Consider the following 15880-nt stretch of genomic DNA (forward strand, 5'->3'; position numbering starts at 1 on the left):
AAGAAAACCATAATAAAGGCGAATTCTCATTCAGATATTGAATGGAAATTCGCCTTTATCTATTTAGGTCCTCTTCACAAAATTAAAAACAGACGTTTTTCAGCGGCCTCCGTAAACCGCGGTGCTTGTTTTTTGTACGTTGGGAAGAGGCGTTCTAACTCTTGTTCAAGAGAGTATATTTTAGGGATGGTTCTGGAATTGCTAGGGGAGGGTTGATCCTATTTGCACGCTTACTTCATTTTAATGCTTCTCCTCGCAGGGATTTGGACGGAGGCGGGACAGCAAGGAAGCCCATTAGACACGATTTGTTCAACTAAACTTGTAAGCGCATCCACATCCTCGCCGATTGAATCGAAAACAATTCATTATACAAACAAAGTGCTGTTTTTAACTTATCATCATTTGGATGATCAGGAATCTTTCATCACGATTACACCCAACAAATTTAAACAGCATCTTCAAGCTTTAAAAGATAAACATTATAACGTCATATCGATTGAAGAGTATGCCTGCTTCCATGCGCATCGGAAAACGTTACCTCCGAACGCAGTTGTGATCACATTTGATGATGGGTACCGGTCTTTTTATGAAAAGGCATATCCTTTGCTTAAGCAAATGGGGTTGCCGGCAACGAATTTCGTGATTGTGAGCGATGTTGACTCCGACAATCCTTCCTTACCATTTCTGACCTGGAGTCAGATCCTTGAAATGAAACGAGATGGCTTTAGCTTTTACTCGCATACGTATGATCTTCATCAGAAAAGGCGTGATGAGGCTGGGAATTTAGTTCCTCCATTAACCAATCGGATCTTCCTGCCAAAAGAGAAACGAGTGGAATCCGTAGCTGAGATGAAGCAGCGTGTAAGAGAGGATTTACTGCTGGGTGAGGCGCTATTGAAAACCAAACTTCACAATCAGCTTTCATTCCTCTGTTTCCCATTAGGGGAATACAACGAGTCGGTTGTTGAGGATGCGAAACAGCTTGGCTTTTCGTTGTTTTTTACAACAAGAGAAGGTATTAACACAGGCAGTAGTGACGAAATCACCCGGGTAAGTGCGGGGATGCCGTATGTATCATCAGATGTTTTGCTTAAAAAACTAGGGCAATACGATCAGAAGTAGACCACGACCGAGATGTGAATTCAAACAGGCAGTTGAAGAGAATAGGCAAGTAAAGAGCCCCCTTCAGCGAAGGGGGTTTAAGAACTTTTCCTCATTGGCAAGGAAGAATTTGGGAATTCTGAAGTCATCGATGTTCCGAATGTCGCAAAATTACACATCCCATGACATCAACTTGAACTAAACTTTGTCCCTTCTATATGCTATCGTCAATCTGTATCGCATTTCATGGCAAGATTGACTTCATACACATTCATAGGAAGAAGTGATTTCAATGAGCAAAAAACTTCGTATTGGGATAATCGGAACCGGTGGCATTGCTAAAGCCCACATAGCCGCGTACAAAAAGTTGCCGTATGTCGAGATTGTAGGCGTGGCAGACATTATTCAGGGGAAGGCGCTCGCGTTTGCGCAGGCGGAAGGCTTGACGGAAGCAGCTTCCTATGACAGCCATCTTGATCTGTTGCGCATGGAGTTGGATGGCGTCAGCATCTGTACGCCGAACGTGTCGCATCATGTGACGACGGTCGATGCTTTGCGCGCGGGCAAAAACGTTTTGCTTGAAAAACCGATGTCAGTCACCCTTCAAGAAGGAATAGAAATGACTCAGGCAGCAAAGGAAAGCGGGAAAATATTAACGCTAGGCTTCCAGCCTCGCTACGATCCAAATATGAAACTTCTGCAAACAATTGTGCAATCCGGTCGCCTTGGTAAAGTCTACTACGTTGAGACGGGCGGAGGACGTCGCCGTGGCATGCCAGGAGGCACATTCATCAATAAAAAGCTCGCTGGAGCCGGTGCGATGGCCGATATTGGCTGTTATTCGCTGGACATGGCGCTAAATACACTTGGATACCCTCGTCCACTTACAGTATCTGCATTCACTTCTAACCATTTCGGTACAAATTCATTGTATCATCCGGAAGCGAGCAAGTTCGAAGTCGAAGATTTCGGTGTAGCGATGGTACGCTTCGAGAACGATCTAGTTCTACAGTTTAAAATATCTTGGGCGATGCACATGGATACGCTCGGTGCGACGATGTTCCTCGGTACAGAAGGAGGCCTTAAAGTCACACCGGCAGGTGTTGGGCCTTGGTCGGGTGTTTGGGATGGATCAGTTGGTTCCATCACGCTATATCACGATGAATTCGGCGGCCATACGTCGACTCCAATTCCACTAGTCGAGCATAAATTGAATCTGTTCGATCAGAAAGTGCATGATTTTGCCGAAGCAGTTCGTGACTGCAGACCAGCTCCGATTCCTGGTGATCAAATTCTCATCCAGCAAGCTATCATCGATGGGGTGCTGAGATCGGCAGCAGCTCGCCGCGAGGTATCGGTCGAGTTACCGCGTTAAACCGCAAAACGATCTTGGAGCTGTTTGGTTCGGCACATGGGTTACACCTTCTAATACAAATATTTACGAGTGAAAGAACAGAACGATATAGCTGGTATAAGTATAAAAAAAGCTTAGTCTGGAGCCCGTGGCCACACAGACTAAGCTTTTTACTTCTCAGGTGAACCAATGCGCATCAAATGGGTCTTATCTAATGCAGTCAATTGTTTGATTATGGTATTATTGGTTTAGCTGCGTAGTAAGGCTGAGATGTCAGGAAGCAGTAAGTACATTAGTGATATGAGGGACTACCAATGCGTGTAAATATAAAAGCGGTTATTGAGGCGTTAATTGCTCCGGTCGGAAGGCTCGGGCAAACCGTTGATATGCTGAATTTCGGCAAACCTGAAACAGAGGTAACCGGGATTGTGACGACCTTCATGCCGACGCAATTTGTCATTGAGCAAGCAATTCAGCGAGGAGCGAATCTCATTGTTGCTCACGAAGGTCCATTCTTTTCGCATATTGATGATAGGGAAACCCTTAAAGAAGACCCGGTTTATGAGGAAAAGAGACGACTGCTGGAAGCATCGGGGATCGCACTTTTCCGGTTTCATGATTACTTGCATCGCTATCAGCCGGATGGTGTCATGGCGGGTCTGATTCAGGCATTCGATTGGATACCGTACGTACGTGAGCATCACGCAGTATCCTCCATTCTGGAAATTCCCACGGATACGGTAAGTGGAATCGCGGAACATGTGAAGAACCGGCTCGGAATTACTTATGTAAGAGTACAAGGTGATCTTGGGATGAAGTGTTCGAAGATCGGCTTGCTCGCGGGTTATCGGGGTGGAGCTCAAAATGTGCTCCCGCTATTTGAAAGAGAGCAGCTGGATCTTATTGTATACGGGGAAGGTCCGGAATGGGAAACGCCTGAGTACGTAAGGGATGCTGTCTATCAAGGAAGACACAAGGCTTTGATCGTCCTTGGCCATGCGGAGAGTGAAGAGCCGGGTATGGAGCTTCTAGCCGATAAGCTTAAAAACATGTACCCAGAGATTCCTGTTCACTTCATCAAAGAACGTCCGATTTTTCAAGTAGTTTAAGCTGGGTAGTCTTTAGAGTAAAATACCATGAATGAGCAGGTGCCGCGGCAGCTGTTCTTTTTTAACTAAAGAGAGTTTAAGGAAATAACATCCCTATACACTTGGAGCGGAAAAATCCCGCAATCCTGATGCTGAAAATGTTAGTATGAAAGAAAGTTGATATGTTGCTGGACAAGGACCCTTTGATCCAGAAACTGGTTATTTAGTTGGGACAAGAACTATTGCTCATTCGGATATGGGGTTCATGGTTCAAATTGAGGACGTAGAGCTAAAAAAGGAGTTGATTCCAATTGCCTGCTTATAATTCCGCATGTGATGTAAATAATCCTCAAAAGGGGCACCGTCTGGCCGATATTCCCGCACACGATCCTTTCGTTTTATCCGACAGCCGAACGGGTGTTTATTATTTGTATACCGGAGGGGCACCTCGGTTACACGGAATGGAACGTTACGGGGTCATCATTTACAAAAGCAACAATTTATCCGAGTGGGAGGGACCCTATGTTGTATTTACCGTCCCTGACGGCGTGTGGGCCCATCCGCAGCATGGAGCTTGGGCGCCTGAAGTTCACGAATATAATGGGCTCTTCTACCTGTTCGTCACGTTGCACAATAATGACAGACGTCTTGGTGGGGAACCTGTAAATGGCTATTCCAAGCATTGGAGGGGTACCGTCATATCCGTTAGCGAGTCGCCGGAAGGTCCGTTCCGTTTGTTGAAAGATGATACACATGTTCTACCGGAATCATTGATGACACTAGACGGAACATTATATGTGGATGAAGACGGATTCCCGTGGATGGTTTATTGTCATGAATGGATTCAGACGATTGACGGTACGATCGCAGCCATTCGATTAAAGGATGATTTATCCGAAGCTGTCGGAGATCCGATTCGTTTGTTCAACGCTTCAGAAGCACCTTGGAAAAACGAAGATGTACTGCCTCACGGCAACATTCGAGTTTACATAACGGACGGATGCCAATTATATCGTACTTCTGGCGGTCGTCTAATCATGCTATGGTCGAGCTATCAGTCGGGCAGTTATGTGCAGACAATCGCGCGGTCAAAAACAGGCAAACTGGAAGGCCCTTGGGAACAACTCCCCCCTTTAGTGAAAGAAGACAGTGGTCACGGGATGCTGTTCCGAACATTCGACGGAACCTGGATGTTAATCCTCCATCAGCCGTTCAAAATGCCTGAATCGAGGTGCAAGCTGTACGAAATGGAAGACACAGGTGATAGCTTCCGAATTGTGAACGCGCGGGAAGATTTGCATGGTGCATAGATGTAGAACAACGCAGGTCGAAGTTTAGCAAAGGTTACACCATGCACGAAACCAAGTGATTTCACGCCATTAGGGTTTTCCAATAACTCTTCTTCACCGCACTTCTTGTCGATACCTTATAACTATCATATAATAGATAATAAATATTTTATCTAAAGGGTTGTAATTGTTCCAGAAAAGGTGTGACAAGGTCGCCCCCTGTCTTGCAGTAGCGCATAATCAGGAGCGCCTACAGCTTTTCTGCAAATTTTAGGATATAAGGATGGTAAAAATGAGCAACAGAGAAACTAAAACAGATGTCATCTTAATTGGTGCCGGAATCATGAGTGCGACGTTAGGGACAATTCTGAAAGAATTAGTACCGGAATGGGAAATTACAGTGTATGAGAAGCTTGAAAATGCAGGAGAGGAAAGTTCGAACGAATGGAATAATGCAGGAACAGGGCATGCGGCTCTGTGTGAGCTTAACTACACTGTCGAAAAACAAGACGGATCTGTAGATATTAGCAATGCTATCAAAATTAATGAGCAGTTTCAGCTTTCCATGCAGTTTTGGTCTTATCTTGTTAACAACAAGCTGATAAGTAATCCGCAAGACTTTATCATGCCATTGCCTCATATGAGTATGGTACAAGGGGAACAAAACGTTAGGTTTTTAAAGAAACGTTTTGAAGCCATGTCCAAAAATCCTCTGTTTCAAGGGATGGAATTTTCCGATGACCCTGCTAAACTAATGGAATGGATTCCGCTTATCATACAAGATCGTCCATCGAGTGAGTCTATCGCGGCAACAAAAATTGACTCCGGCACGGATGTCAACTTTGGTGCTTTAACGCGCATTTTGTTTGACCACTTAAAGAACAAAAACGTCGATATCAAATACAGACATTGCGTTGAGAATATGAAACGTTCTTTCGACGGCTCATGGGAATTAAAAATCCGAAATGACCGCGGTGGCATTGAACGCCATAATGCAAAATTTGTCTTTATCGGTGGCGGTGGTGGAAGCCTTCATTTATTGCAAAAATCCGGTATTCCTGAAGGAAAACATATTGGAGGTTTCCCAGTAAGCGGAATTTTTATGGTGTGTAAAAATCCGGATGTTGTAGCGCAGCATCATGCAAAAGTATACGGTAAAGCTAAAGTTGGAGCTCCTCCAATGTCTGTTCCGCATCTTGACACTAGATTTATCGATAATAAAAAATCGTTGCTATTTGGACCGTTTGCCGGATTCTCACCAAAATTTTTAAAAACCGGTTCCATGTTTGATTTGGTCACTTCCGTAAAACCGGATAATCTCGTAACGATGTTATCGGCAGGTGCAAAAAACATGTCACTGACCAAATACCTGATCGAGCAAGTTATGTTATCCAAAGAAAAGCGCATGGAAGAGTTACGCGAGTTTATCCCGACCGCCAAAAGCGAGGACTGGGATTTAGAAGTAGCAGGCCAACGTGTGCAAGTAATCAAAGATACTGAAGCTGGCGGCAAAGGCACTCTTCAATTTGGTACGGAAGTCATTAGTGCCGCTGATGGATCGATTGCAGCATTACTTGGTGCTTCTCCAGGTGCTTCTACTGCTGTTCACGTTATGCTTGAGGTCATTAAAAAATGCTTCCCGGAACATGTGAAAGAGTGGGAACCGAAAATTAAAGAAATGATTCCATCTTATGGCATGTCACTCATGAAAAATCCAGAGCTTCTTCACGAAATTCATACTTCAACAGCTGAGACGCTTGGACTAAACAAAAAACAGCTTGTTAGTAGTTAAATATTGGGTATTCTAGGATTGAATTTGGACTAGCCCAGGTCAAAAAAGCGCGATGTCATTTTAGCATCGCGCTTTTTTGGCAGCTTGCTCGTCTTCTTTTCATTTAAAAGATGAAACGGCACTCTTTCTTATCTCACGTCAGTCAAGCAAGAGGAATTGCTGGATCAATTGCTTTGTTTTCGAGATCGTATCCCAGGGATATTAGATACGCGTGCAGGCATCAACGTAACGGAAGAAACGGAAAATATGAAGGGCTTTACGCTCGGATTACGAGTTACGTTCGTAGATCTTACATCAGGAATTTGTTAAATCGAGTTCAAAGGGTGAACAAACGTACAACCCTAGAATTGAACATTTGATTCGCATCTCAGTAGGCCTTGAAGATACAGTTGATTTAATGGAAGATTTGCGATCTGCTCTGGAAGGGGCATAGAGGGATATTAAGCTTGTTCTATGCTGTAAACCGTTGGAATGCTATTATAGTTATATCCGCTTCGTTGAATTGTTTAGGAGGAATCATCCAATGGATAAGCAAACTATTCAGGATTACGCGCCTTATCTTTTCTTTGATAAAAATGAGCCCTTTTTCCCGGTTCGGGTCGGGGTAACGGTTTTCGAACAAGCGGGGGTCTCCCCTTCGTTTCGAAGATCGTTTTCATTCCAAGACCAACGTTTAAAGAAGATTATTGAATACGCAATTTATTGGGATTATGATATTCAGCATTTGTATGAATTGGAGCATGTATGGGTGTTCATAGACCATGATGGAAATGTCATCGATTGTGAAGCGAGCTTTCACGGTAAGTATTTGAAGGGGCTGCTGAAGGACCGTAGCAATTTGCTCGACGGGACGCATGTGCGGCTGTTTTCGCAGCCTGGGAAGCATGCGTTTTGTCCAGTTGCAGAGTTTTTGGAGCTCGTTCCACACTTTATGACTGCTGTGAATGAAGATGCTGGTATTGATGGTTTGACCGTTCCGTATTTTCTGGAAGGAACGCTAACGACGAATGAGGAAACGAACAAGCTGGTTGAAACCTATTTGAAGTCTTGTGCGTTTACACCCGCCTTGGTATACAAGGAATACCGTTTGGACGAAGAACTTTTTGTGCCTTGGTCTCAGCTGCTGAAGGAGATTCCCGAGCGGATTCAGAACAAAATTGCAGATCTTACGGTAGTGTATGGGCAAAAGTCATGATTTTCATCGAGAGACCAACAGCTATGTGTTTTCGTTTCGCTTTTCAGATGACCAGAACATTATTTCATTAAAAGTCGCTAAATAGCGGCTTTTCTTTGTTATAGGGTAACGTTCCGAACCGCCATGAAAGCGTCATTCTTTATTTGTTTACAGGTCCCAAATCTGTTTTACATTAGCCCTTATTTTCATACTGTAAAGTGATGGATAAACGTAGTGCCTAATAAAATGAGGAGATTGAGCTAAATAAATAGCCGAGATTCCGATGAAGGAGCTCGGCTTTATTAAGTCGGTTCTAATTACAGATCCTTTCTAACAATGTTCCCAGTTGTTCTGCCAAAACATGATGGGGGAAAGGCTTCTCATTGGTGAACCAATATTCCACTACCCCTACGTAGGCCGATGCAACAAACCTAACGATAACATCTTCATTTAATCCCTCGTTTTTTCCTGTGGTTACATCCACCTCATCCTTAAATTCTTCGAGAAGAAAGTCAAGGAACCGATTACGAAAATATGGCGCTCCTTTACTCGTTAACATCATCGAAAAAAATGTGTAATTCTGATCAAAATATTCGGTCCAAATCAGTGACCCACTAATAAAATCCAAATCTGCTGCCGCTTTACACATTTCGCGAAGTTCATTGATGTGTGTTTCTATAAGCTTATCCAACAAATCATACTTATCTAAATAGTGAAGGTAAATAGTTCCTCGGCTCACATTTGCCCTGTCGGAAAGATCTTGTAAGGTAATGTCATCAAAATTTTTTTCAGACATTAGCTCAATAACGGCTTTCATTAATGCGTCTTGTGTTTTGAGAATTCTTCTATCGACTTTAGGCATTGATATCACCATATTCTTTCGTTTAATATCTGTATCTATTAATAATTATACACAAGTGTTCATTAATAATACAAGGTATATTATTGATTGAAAGTTTAATAGTTACCCACAAATCTCGTTGTTTCGGCCCATCGTAGGGAAGTATTTGATACATATAAAAACTGTACGGAAATCTTTTCAAAATCTGATGCAGTTTAGTATTGACTTGGAGTTAACTCCAGACTGTAAACTCTACTATATAAGAGAGCGTGTTTGTGGCACTCGAAAACTTTATCCTCTTGTCGCAGGAGACGTATGTTCAGAAAAACCGGAAGTTGGCGAAGGTGCTTGGTACTCTGACGAGCAAATGACCTGGTTCCGCATTAAGATGGCTGAAAGCAAAGACGACAATCCGGTGTTTGTCATGATCCACCAAATGTTCAATTTCTAAATACGGCTTGATGAAGCACTTGTCATAGCGGCATAAATGTGCCGCATCAGTTAAGGGGGTGAAAGATAATAAAACATTTAAATTGATTTGTTTATTATTGAACAAATCGTATTCATTTGACAATTGCAAGCATCATATATCCATGTATAATAATATACAAATGAACATTAATGTATTATTGTTCAATATAGTAAGGCGGCTGAATTTAGCGGCGGCCTCAATTTTCCAGGAGCGAAAGAGTAGATAAAAATCATGTGTAAAACTCATGTTCTAAGTGTCCCCGTTGCAAAAGCGCCATTTGAAAAAACTACTATTGAGCGTAGAGAATTACGACAGGACGACGTCTTAATCGATATTAAGTTTTGTGGAATTTGCCACTCTGACATTCACAATGCTTACGGTGAATGGGGAGGCGGAATGTACCCAATGGTTCCCGGTCACGAGATGGCCGGAGTCGTAACAGCAGTTGGATCAGAGGTTACGAAATTTGCCGTTGGCGATCACGTTGGTGTTGGATGCTTTGTTGACTCCTGCGGACAATGCGAATACTGCCTCAGCGGCGAGGAGCAATTTTGTACGAAAGGCGTTATCAACTCATATAACTCATTAGATTACGATGGCAATCCAACATATGGTGGATATAGCCAGAAAATCGTTGTAAAGGAAGATTTCGTTGTCCGTATTCCAGACGCTCTGGATTTGGATGTTGCAAGCCCACTATTGTGTGCAGGTATCACCACGTATTCTCCTTTGAAAAAATGGAACGCTGGCCCAGGTAAGAAAGTTGCCATTGTGGGAATGGGAGGTCTTGGCCACCTAGCGGTCCAATATGCGCATGCCATGGGTGCTGAAGTAACGGTCTTGAGTCAGTCATTAAATAAGAAAGACGAAGCCTTGAGTTTTGGCGCAGATCATTACTTTGCAACCAGTGATGCCGCTACATTTACCGAGTTGGCTGGTCGTTTTGACCTTATCTTAAACACAGTGTCTGCAAATCTCGATGTGAATGCGTATCTATCCATGCTTCGTGTAGATGGAGCGCTAGTAAATGTTGGTGCACCGAGCCAGCCAGATAACTACCATGTATTTTCATTAATCATGCAGCGTCGCAGCATTGCAGGTTCACTCGTTGGCGGAATCCGGGAAACGCAAGAGATGCTCGATTTCTCCGCTCAGCACGGCATTGCCCCTAAAATTGAGGTGATCAGTGCTGATCAAGTAGATGAAGCGTTTGAGCGTGTTCTCCGTAGAGATGTGCGTTATCGATTCGTAATTGACATGTCTACCTTGTAATCTGTACTGATGAAAAATGGGTTGGCCAATTTCAATTGGTTAACCCAATTTCATTTACTGATCAACTTGTATGGTTTTCATGTGCAGTTTCCATCATCATTATGCTCATGATTTATTTGATAAAACCGTCGCTGTACTTATTTACGGATTCCACTTTGGAACTGCAGGTGTCTGCTATACCGACCTTAATAACACGCATCGCGGCGGCAGTCATTATTATCACATTGGCTTTAAACAAAAAGCAATCCATCTATATCTTAGGAATTGGAATTCCATATGGTTTGGAAAATGGCTTGTTTTCTCTGGGAAGAATTATTGTACTGAGACTTGTTGCTACTTTTGGTACAGCAGCAATTGCAGCAAACGCGGTGTCAGGCACCATTGTTATGTTTGAAGTGCTGCCGGGTATGGCAATTGGTCTTGGTTTAACTGTCGTTATATTAAGATGTGTGGGCGCATGAGATTATGAACAAGCTAACTATTATACGAGGAGAATAAACATGGATAAATCAACTCATATGAATGAAAGTGTAATCTTTCCGAAAGGTGAAAGAATTACGAATAACTATTTCATAGGGGCAGCATGGCTTGAAATGCTGGTTTCTAATGACAGCACTTTTAATTGCCCGATAGGAAATGTAACATTTGAACCAAGCGCAAGAAACAATTGGCATAAGCATCCAGGTGGCCAGATTCTGCTTGTTACCGGGGGCAAAGGATATTATCAGGAAGAAGGCAAACCGGTACAGGAGCTTCATGAAGGGGATGTTGTAAAGATCCTTCCGGATGTGAAACATTGGCATGGTGCTACACCGGGTAGTTGGTTTACACATATCGCGATAAGTACGAATGTCCATAACGGCGATACGGAATGGTTGGAACCCGTAACAGATGAAGAATATAACAATTTGAAATAACAGGCAGGATTCCAACAAATTAATCAGTAATAACCGCAAATTAAGAATATCTGTTTAGGAGAAAAAGCTGGATGACCGAGTTACTTGTCATTCAGCTTTTTCCTCTTTGTTTATTAAAGTCGAGTAAAAACATAGCACTTGCTGCAAGCGAGAAGATTCGAATAATTTAGTTGTATACGATAGTACAGAGGAGTTGATCGGTTGGACGAAGAATAGAGTTAAAATTCAGGAAATAAGGGACTTGCTTCTGAACCCGTTCGCTTTTTTTCATTTACGGAAAGGAATGAGGATGTGAAGAGAATAAGCATTCGGTTTCGATTACTCATTTTGATGATCTGCCTGACGACGTTGCCGGTTATTACCGTGACGTGGGTCGCTACGAACAACACACGAAATTCGGTGGAAAAAGAGATTATCAACGCCAATACATCCCGTATGATGTGGGCGGACCAGTATTTGTACGAACTGTTACAAACAATCGATATTATGTTTTATACGTTACAGATTGATCAGCAACTGCTCGCTAGTTTTAATGATATGGAAAGTCTGGACATAGGCGTGCAATATAAGACACAAAATTATATTAAGAATACGTTGACTACCTCTTTCCATGCCAATTCCCGAAAAGTGGACGACCTGACCCTGTATATCCATACAGATCAGAAAGCTTTTTCTGTGAATTATGCAAATAGTGGGACGGTATCCTTTCTTAATATCGAGAAAGGTCCCTGGAGCCGGATGCAGCGTACCCCGGTCAATATGTATTTCAAGCAATCAGACAATGGTGGTATTTATGCTTATCACAGTATTAACCGATTCGAAGATCGCAAGCTGCTTGGAGGGCTGGCCGTTCGGATCAACGGGGATGTATGGGAGGAAGTGACCCATATCTTAAAGTCGGAGTCGGAAAGCTCCGTGTTTCTAATGAATGATGAAGGTGAACTATTGTCTGGTTCTACCTCCACAGTCGATTCGGACGAAATGCAAGATCAGCTTCGCCACCTCGATGTACAGCATTCAGATTTAAAATTTGAGAAAACGAATAAGTACTTTTTCTTTAAGAAGCGTGTGGGGGACGGTCAATTGATGGTGGTTAAGGCTATACCGCTGGAAATGGTTACTCTAAGTGCCCGTGCGACGATCAAGGCAGGGATATTAACTGGAAGCTTGTTCGCAGTGGTTTCGGTACTTCTTTCTATTCTCATGTCCCTTCGAATCACGAAGCCGATTATTAGTCTTGCGAGGACAATGAGAATGACACAGATTCATAATTTTGAGATGAGGTCTGTCGAAAACAAAGATGAAATCGGGCTATTGGAGCATGGGTACAATTCGATGATGCAGCGTATTAAGGAATTAATTGAGTTTGAGTATCAGCAAGAAATTGAAGTGAAAAACGCACAACTCATTGCCTTGCAGGCTCAAATTAATCCGCATTTTCTTCATAATACACTTCAGGTCATTGGCGGAATGGCGCTTACGAAAAACGCTCCAGAGATATATCGGATTACTCAGGTCATCGGCGAATTGCTTCGCTATTCAATTAGTGTAGATGGAGATATGGTTTCCATGGAAAATGAAATAAAACACATGCAAAACTATTTATTCATTCAAGAGCAGCGTTTCATCGGCCGTTGTACAGTTTTGGTTTCCGTAGATAAAAGAACGCTGGATGCAAGACTTCCTAAATTTACGTTTCAACCAATTGTGGAAAACGCCTTCGAGCATGGACTGCAACGTAAGGAAGGAGCCTGGAAAGTAGAAGTACGTGTAATGCGAATTGGGAACCGAATTGGTGTGATGTTAAAAGATGAAGGCGTCGGTATGTCGGAAGAGCAATTGCGACATCTTCGGGATGATCTTAAGATGGGGTTATGGACGAAGGAGATTAGGAACGAATCGCAGGAATCGAGAAAAAGAAGGGGAATTGGCATGAGAAACGTCAATGCCCGACTAAAGCTTCAATTCGGAAGGAAGTATGGCATCAAGATATTTAGCGAAAAAGGAGTCGGGACGCTTATCGTCATGACGATACCTGTAACGGGATAAGGGGGTAGATGACATGTATAACATTTTAATCGTGGATGATGAACCCTGGGCGCGTGAAGTCGTCAAGGCGCTTGGGGAATGGGAAAAGCTGGAGATTAACGTGATTGGAGAGGCGGAGGATGGGACTAGGGCGCTAAAGTTGATCGAAGAGCTCAAGCCTCATATTGTAGTAACGGATATGCGAATGCCAGGATTGGAGGGTGTCGAACTTCTGAAGGAACTGAACGAGCGGTTTCCGACTCTCAAGATTATTGTTATGAGCGGCTATGATGATTTCATCTATTTAAGACAAGCCATTCGCTCCCGTGCGATCGAATATTTGCTTAAACCGATCGATCCGAATGATTTGAATGCTGCCTTGGCACAGTGTGTTCTTGAACTAAAGCAAGCACGATCAGTGGAGAATACACCGCTAGTATTTATGGAAAGTGGTGTTTTGGATACGTATCTGGCCTACCGACGACAAATCTACGGAGCTTTAATTGATCTAAATTTGGGGGTCGCCATACAGTTCTTGGAGAAGTTGAAAGTTTTTTTGGAGACTAGTCTTCCCGAAGTACAGGACAATAGCATGCTGAATAAAATCAGTCATGATTTTATTCTTATGCTGGAGGAATTTATGACTGAAAACGAAGTAGGGATCCATGATGTATGGAGCAATGGCCTCCCAGAGAAGACTGTATCTGTTCATTGGAATTCCCTGTCAGATGTCATCATGGACATTGGACAATTGTTTAAGGAAGCCATTGAAGCTATCATAGTGTATCGCAAAAATAGGAACCGCCTTGACCTAACCGAGGTGCAAAACTATGTTGATCGTCACTTCCAAGACGTTATTTCGCTTGAATCGATCGCTCAGCATTTTTTTGTCAGTAAAGAGCACCTTAGCCGTGCTTTTAAAAGCTTTATCAGTGAAAATGTCTCCGATTATATTGTTCGCAAACGTATGGAGAAAGCCCGTGAGCTTATTCTGGAGCAAGGTTTTTCCATCAAACATGCGGCAACCATGACAGGCTTCGAGAATCTTGCTTATTTCTACAAAGTGTTCAAAAAGCACTTCGGTTACACACCCGGAGAATTACGGAAAGAGGATTAAGCATATCAATATATTGCAATAAAAGATGCTAATATATTGGAATGATGCGGGTAGCAATTGCCTCTATACTAGAAATGTACTTAACTAACTAGGGGGTAATGAAAAATGAAGAAAGCGCTTAAATTAAGCATTGTACTCGCTTCTGTTCTGACAGTTGCAGCAGGGTGCGGCTCCACTTCTACTCCTGCTGCAAGCAGCAGCGCAAAGCTCACGGAAACACCGAAGGCAGAACAGCCAGCACAAAAAGTGGAGCTGAAAGTCTTTATGAGCTTCCCACGATTTAAGGATCAGTTCGATAAATATTTCACACAGTTTAAAGCAAAGGAAAAAGCAACGAAAAACATTGATGTTGATATTAAACTGGAAATGCCAAATCCCGATCAAGCTAAGCAAATTCTGCAAACTCGCCTAGCATCCAATGATGCACCAGACCTGTTTACGCTGCATGCGATTGCTGACGTACCAACTTACTACAAAGCAGGTTACCTGTCCGATCTGTCGAGTCAGCCGTTTGTTGGCAATTTGTATGATGGTGTAAAGAAGACGGTTACTTACGATGGTAAAGTTGTAGCTCTTCCGCTCGAGAGCTTGGAATGGGGCTATCTGTATAATAAAAAAATATTCAACGACATGGGGCTGAAACCACCGCAAACATTGGATGAAATGAAAGCGGTTGTTGAAAAATTGAAAGCAGGCAAAGTAGCTCCATTTGAGTTGTCCTTCCAGGAATCTTGGATCCCTCAGCTTATGACAGCGCTGTCTCTTGGAGGTATTGTAAACTCTGAGCACCCGGACTGGATTGAGAAAATGAATAAAGGTGCAGGCTCTTATAAAGATGTGGCAGATATCTTCAATATTATCGACATCATTATGCAGAACGGTACTGCGAAACCGTTTGAAATCGGCGGCGCAGCAGGCTCCACGGATTTTGCGAACGGCAAAGCAGCTATGTGGGTACAAGGTCCATGGCAGTCGGAAGCGATCTTAAAGGTCAATCCAAACTTTGAACTTGGCGTTGCACCACTACCGGTAAGCAATAATCCAAAAGGAACGATGATCAATCTCTCCACCTCAACATCTCTTGCTGTTTCACCTACTAGTAAGAATAAAGAAGTGGCGCTAGATTTGCTGAACTACATTCTGGATGAGAAGGATTCCTCCGCACTGTTTGAACAATTGAAATTCAACCCCGTATCGAAAGTACATCAGTATAAATCCTTTCCTTGGGTCGATGAAGCTACTACGTACGTTTCCCAAGGTAAATCCTATCAAGATTTACCGCTGCCTCAAGCAGTAACAGATGAGCAAGCCAAATTGCTTCAAAGTTATTATGCAAAAAGCGTGACGAAAGAAGAATTCATTAATCAGCTCGACAAAACGTGGGCGAATGCAAACAAGACTAACAAATAAAGGATGGCTAACGGTTGAGCGGGAG

General features: G+C 42.9%; 17 protein-coding genes. 16 read left to right on the forward strand and 1 reads right to left on the reverse strand.

Going from position 1 to position 15880, the window contains the following annotated elements:
- The 9 genes from AC58P7_RS30625 to AC58P7_RS30665 form a co-directional block, all read left to right on the forward strand.
- A partial coding sequence (locus AC58P7_RS30625; protein WP_497349741.1) for a hypothetical protein occupies window positions 1-216 on the forward strand: 216 nt, incomplete at its 5' end.
- Between the two features lie 27 nt (window positions 217-243).
- Window positions 244-1122, forward strand: coding sequence for a polysaccharide deacetylase family protein (locus AC58P7_RS30630; protein WP_497349743.1), 879 nt, complete (start codon window positions 244-246; stop codon window positions 1120-1122).
- Window positions 1123-1393: 271 nt separating this feature from the next.
- The gene (locus AC58P7_RS30635; RefSeq protein WP_497349745.1) at window positions 1394-2476 is read left to right on the forward strand and encodes a Gfo/Idh/MocA family protein; all 1083 of its coding nucleotides are present in this window, start codon (window positions 1394-1396) and stop codon (window positions 2474-2476) included.
- A gap of 293 nt (window positions 2477-2769) precedes the next feature.
- A complete protein-coding gene (locus AC58P7_RS30640; RefSeq protein ID WP_497349747.1) occupies window positions 2770-3564 on the forward strand; it encodes a Nif3-like dinuclear metal center hexameric protein in 795 nt (264 codons plus the stop codon).
- 290 nt (window positions 3565-3854) lie between these two features.
- Window positions 3855-4853 (forward strand): glycoside hydrolase family 43 protein, encoded by a 999-nt coding sequence (locus tag AC58P7_RS30645; protein ID WP_497349749.1) that lies wholly within the window; start codon window positions 3855-3857, stop codon window positions 4851-4853.
- A 271-nt stretch (window positions 4854-5124) separates the two neighbouring features.
- Window positions 5125-6624, forward strand: coding sequence for a malate:quinone oxidoreductase (locus tag AC58P7_RS30650; RefSeq protein WP_497349751.1), 1500 nt, complete (start codon window positions 5125-5127; stop codon window positions 6622-6624).
- A 156-nt stretch (window positions 6625-6780) separates the two neighbouring features.
- Window positions 6781-6933 carry an antibiotic biosynthesis monooxygenase family protein gene (locus AC58P7_RS30655; protein ID WP_497349753.1) on the forward strand — a complete coding sequence of 51 codons (153 nt, stop codon included), beginning with the start codon at window positions 6781-6783 and terminating at the stop codon, window positions 6931-6933.
- Window positions 6934-6970: 37 nt separating this feature from the next.
- Window positions 6971-7057, forward strand: coding sequence for a hypothetical protein (locus AC58P7_RS30660; RefSeq protein WP_497349825.1), 87 nt, complete (start codon window positions 6971-6973; stop codon window positions 7055-7057).
- A 90-nt stretch (window positions 7058-7147) separates the two neighbouring features.
- On the forward strand, window positions 7148-7819 hold the full coding sequence (locus AC58P7_RS30665; protein ID WP_497349755.1) for a hypothetical protein: 672 nt from the start codon (window positions 7148-7150) through the stop codon (window positions 7817-7819).
- Between the two features lie 292 nt (window positions 7820-8111).
- On the opposite strand, the gene AC58P7_RS30670 is transcribed toward AC58P7_RS30665, so the two are convergent.
- Window positions 8112-8660, reverse strand: coding sequence for a TetR/AcrR family transcriptional regulator (locus AC58P7_RS30670; protein ID WP_497349757.1), 549 nt, complete (start codon window positions 8658-8660; stop codon window positions 8112-8114).
- Between the two features lie 187 nt (window positions 8661-8847).
- Between AC58P7_RS30670 and AC58P7_RS30675 the strand changes: the two genes are divergently transcribed.
- The 7 genes from AC58P7_RS30675 to AC58P7_RS30705 all read left to right on the forward strand — a co-directional run bounded on the left by AC58P7_RS30675 (window position 8848) and on the right by AC58P7_RS30705 (window position 15855).
- Complete coding sequence (locus AC58P7_RS30675) at window positions 8848-9090, forward strand: hypothetical protein (RefSeq protein ID WP_497349759.1); 243 nt, start codon at window positions 8848-8850, stop codon at window positions 9088-9090.
- A gap of 252 nt (window positions 9091-9342) precedes the next feature.
- Window positions 9343-10383, forward strand: coding sequence for an NAD(P)-dependent alcohol dehydrogenase (locus tag AC58P7_RS30680; protein WP_497349761.1), 1041 nt, complete (start codon window positions 9343-9345; stop codon window positions 10381-10383).
- Between the two features lie 116 nt (window positions 10384-10499).
- Window positions 10500-10844, forward strand: coding sequence for a hypothetical protein (locus tag AC58P7_RS30685; protein ID WP_497349763.1), 345 nt, complete (start codon window positions 10500-10502; stop codon window positions 10842-10844).
- Between the two features lie 39 nt (window positions 10845-10883).
- Complete coding sequence (locus tag AC58P7_RS30690) at window positions 10884-11300, forward strand: (R)-mandelonitrile lyase (protein WP_497349765.1); 417 nt, start codon at window positions 10884-10886, stop codon at window positions 11298-11300.
- A gap of 291 nt (window positions 11301-11591) precedes the next feature.
- The gene (locus tag AC58P7_RS30695; RefSeq protein WP_497349767.1) at window positions 11592-13349 is read left to right on the forward strand and encodes a sensor histidine kinase; all 1758 of its coding nucleotides are present in this window, start codon (window positions 11592-11594) and stop codon (window positions 13347-13349) included.
- A 13-nt stretch (window positions 13350-13362) separates the two neighbouring features.
- Entirely contained in the window at window positions 13363-14445 is a 1083-nt protein-coding gene (locus AC58P7_RS30700) for a response regulator transcription factor (protein ID WP_497349769.1), read from the forward strand.
- 105 nt (window positions 14446-14550) lie between these two features.
- Window positions 14551-15855: an ABC transporter substrate-binding protein gene (locus AC58P7_RS30705; protein WP_497349771.1), complete on the forward strand. Its 1305-nt coding sequence runs from the start codon at window positions 14551-14553 to the stop codon at window positions 15853-15855.
- Window positions 15856-15880 lie beyond the last annotated feature (25 nt).

The sequence above is a fragment of the Paenibacillus sp. J22FR5 genome, assembly GCF_059691975.1.

Bases quoted from the DNA above. Each gene is read 5' to 3' on its own strand.
- AC58P7_RS30705 (WP_497349771.1), top strand. From the start codon at position 14,551: ATGAAGAAAGCGCTTAAATTAAGCATTGTACTCGCTTCTGTTCTGACA.
- AC58P7_RS30670 (WP_497349757.1), bottom strand. From the start codon at position 8,660: ATGCCTAAAGTCGATAGAAGAATTCTCAAAACACAAGACGCATTAATG.
- AC58P7_RS30640 (WP_497349747.1), top strand. From the start codon at position 2,770: ATGCGTGTAAATATAAAAGCGGTTATTGAGGCGTTAATTGCTCCGGTC.
- AC58P7_RS30635 (WP_497349745.1), top strand. From the start codon at position 1,394: ATGAGCAAAAAACTTCGTATTGGGATAATCGGAACCGGTGGCATTGCT.
- AC58P7_RS30665 (WP_497349755.1), top strand. From the start codon at position 7,148: ATGGATAAGCAAACTATTCAGGATTACGCGCCTTATCTTTTCTTTGAT.
- AC58P7_RS30680 (WP_497349761.1), top strand. From the start codon at position 9,343: ATGTGTAAAACTCATGTTCTAAGTGTCCCCGTTGCAAAAGCGCCATTT.
- AC58P7_RS30690 (WP_497349765.1), top strand. From the start codon at position 10,884: ATGGATAAATCAACTCATATGAATGAAAGTGTAATCTTTCCGAAAGGT.
- AC58P7_RS30630 (WP_497349743.1), top strand. From the start codon at position 244: ATGCTTCTCCTCGCAGGGATTTGGACGGAGGCGGGACAGCAAGGAAGC.
- AC58P7_RS30700 (WP_497349769.1), top strand. From the start codon at position 13,363: ATGTATAACATTTTAATCGTGGATGATGAACCCTGGGCGCGTGAAGTC.
- AC58P7_RS30650 (WP_497349751.1), top strand. From the start codon at position 5,125: ATGAGCAACAGAGAAACTAAAACAGATGTCATCTTAATTGGTGCCGGA.
- AC58P7_RS30675 (WP_497349759.1), top strand. From the start codon at position 8,848: ATGCAGTTTAGTATTGACTTGGAGTTAACTCCAGACTGTAAACTCTAC.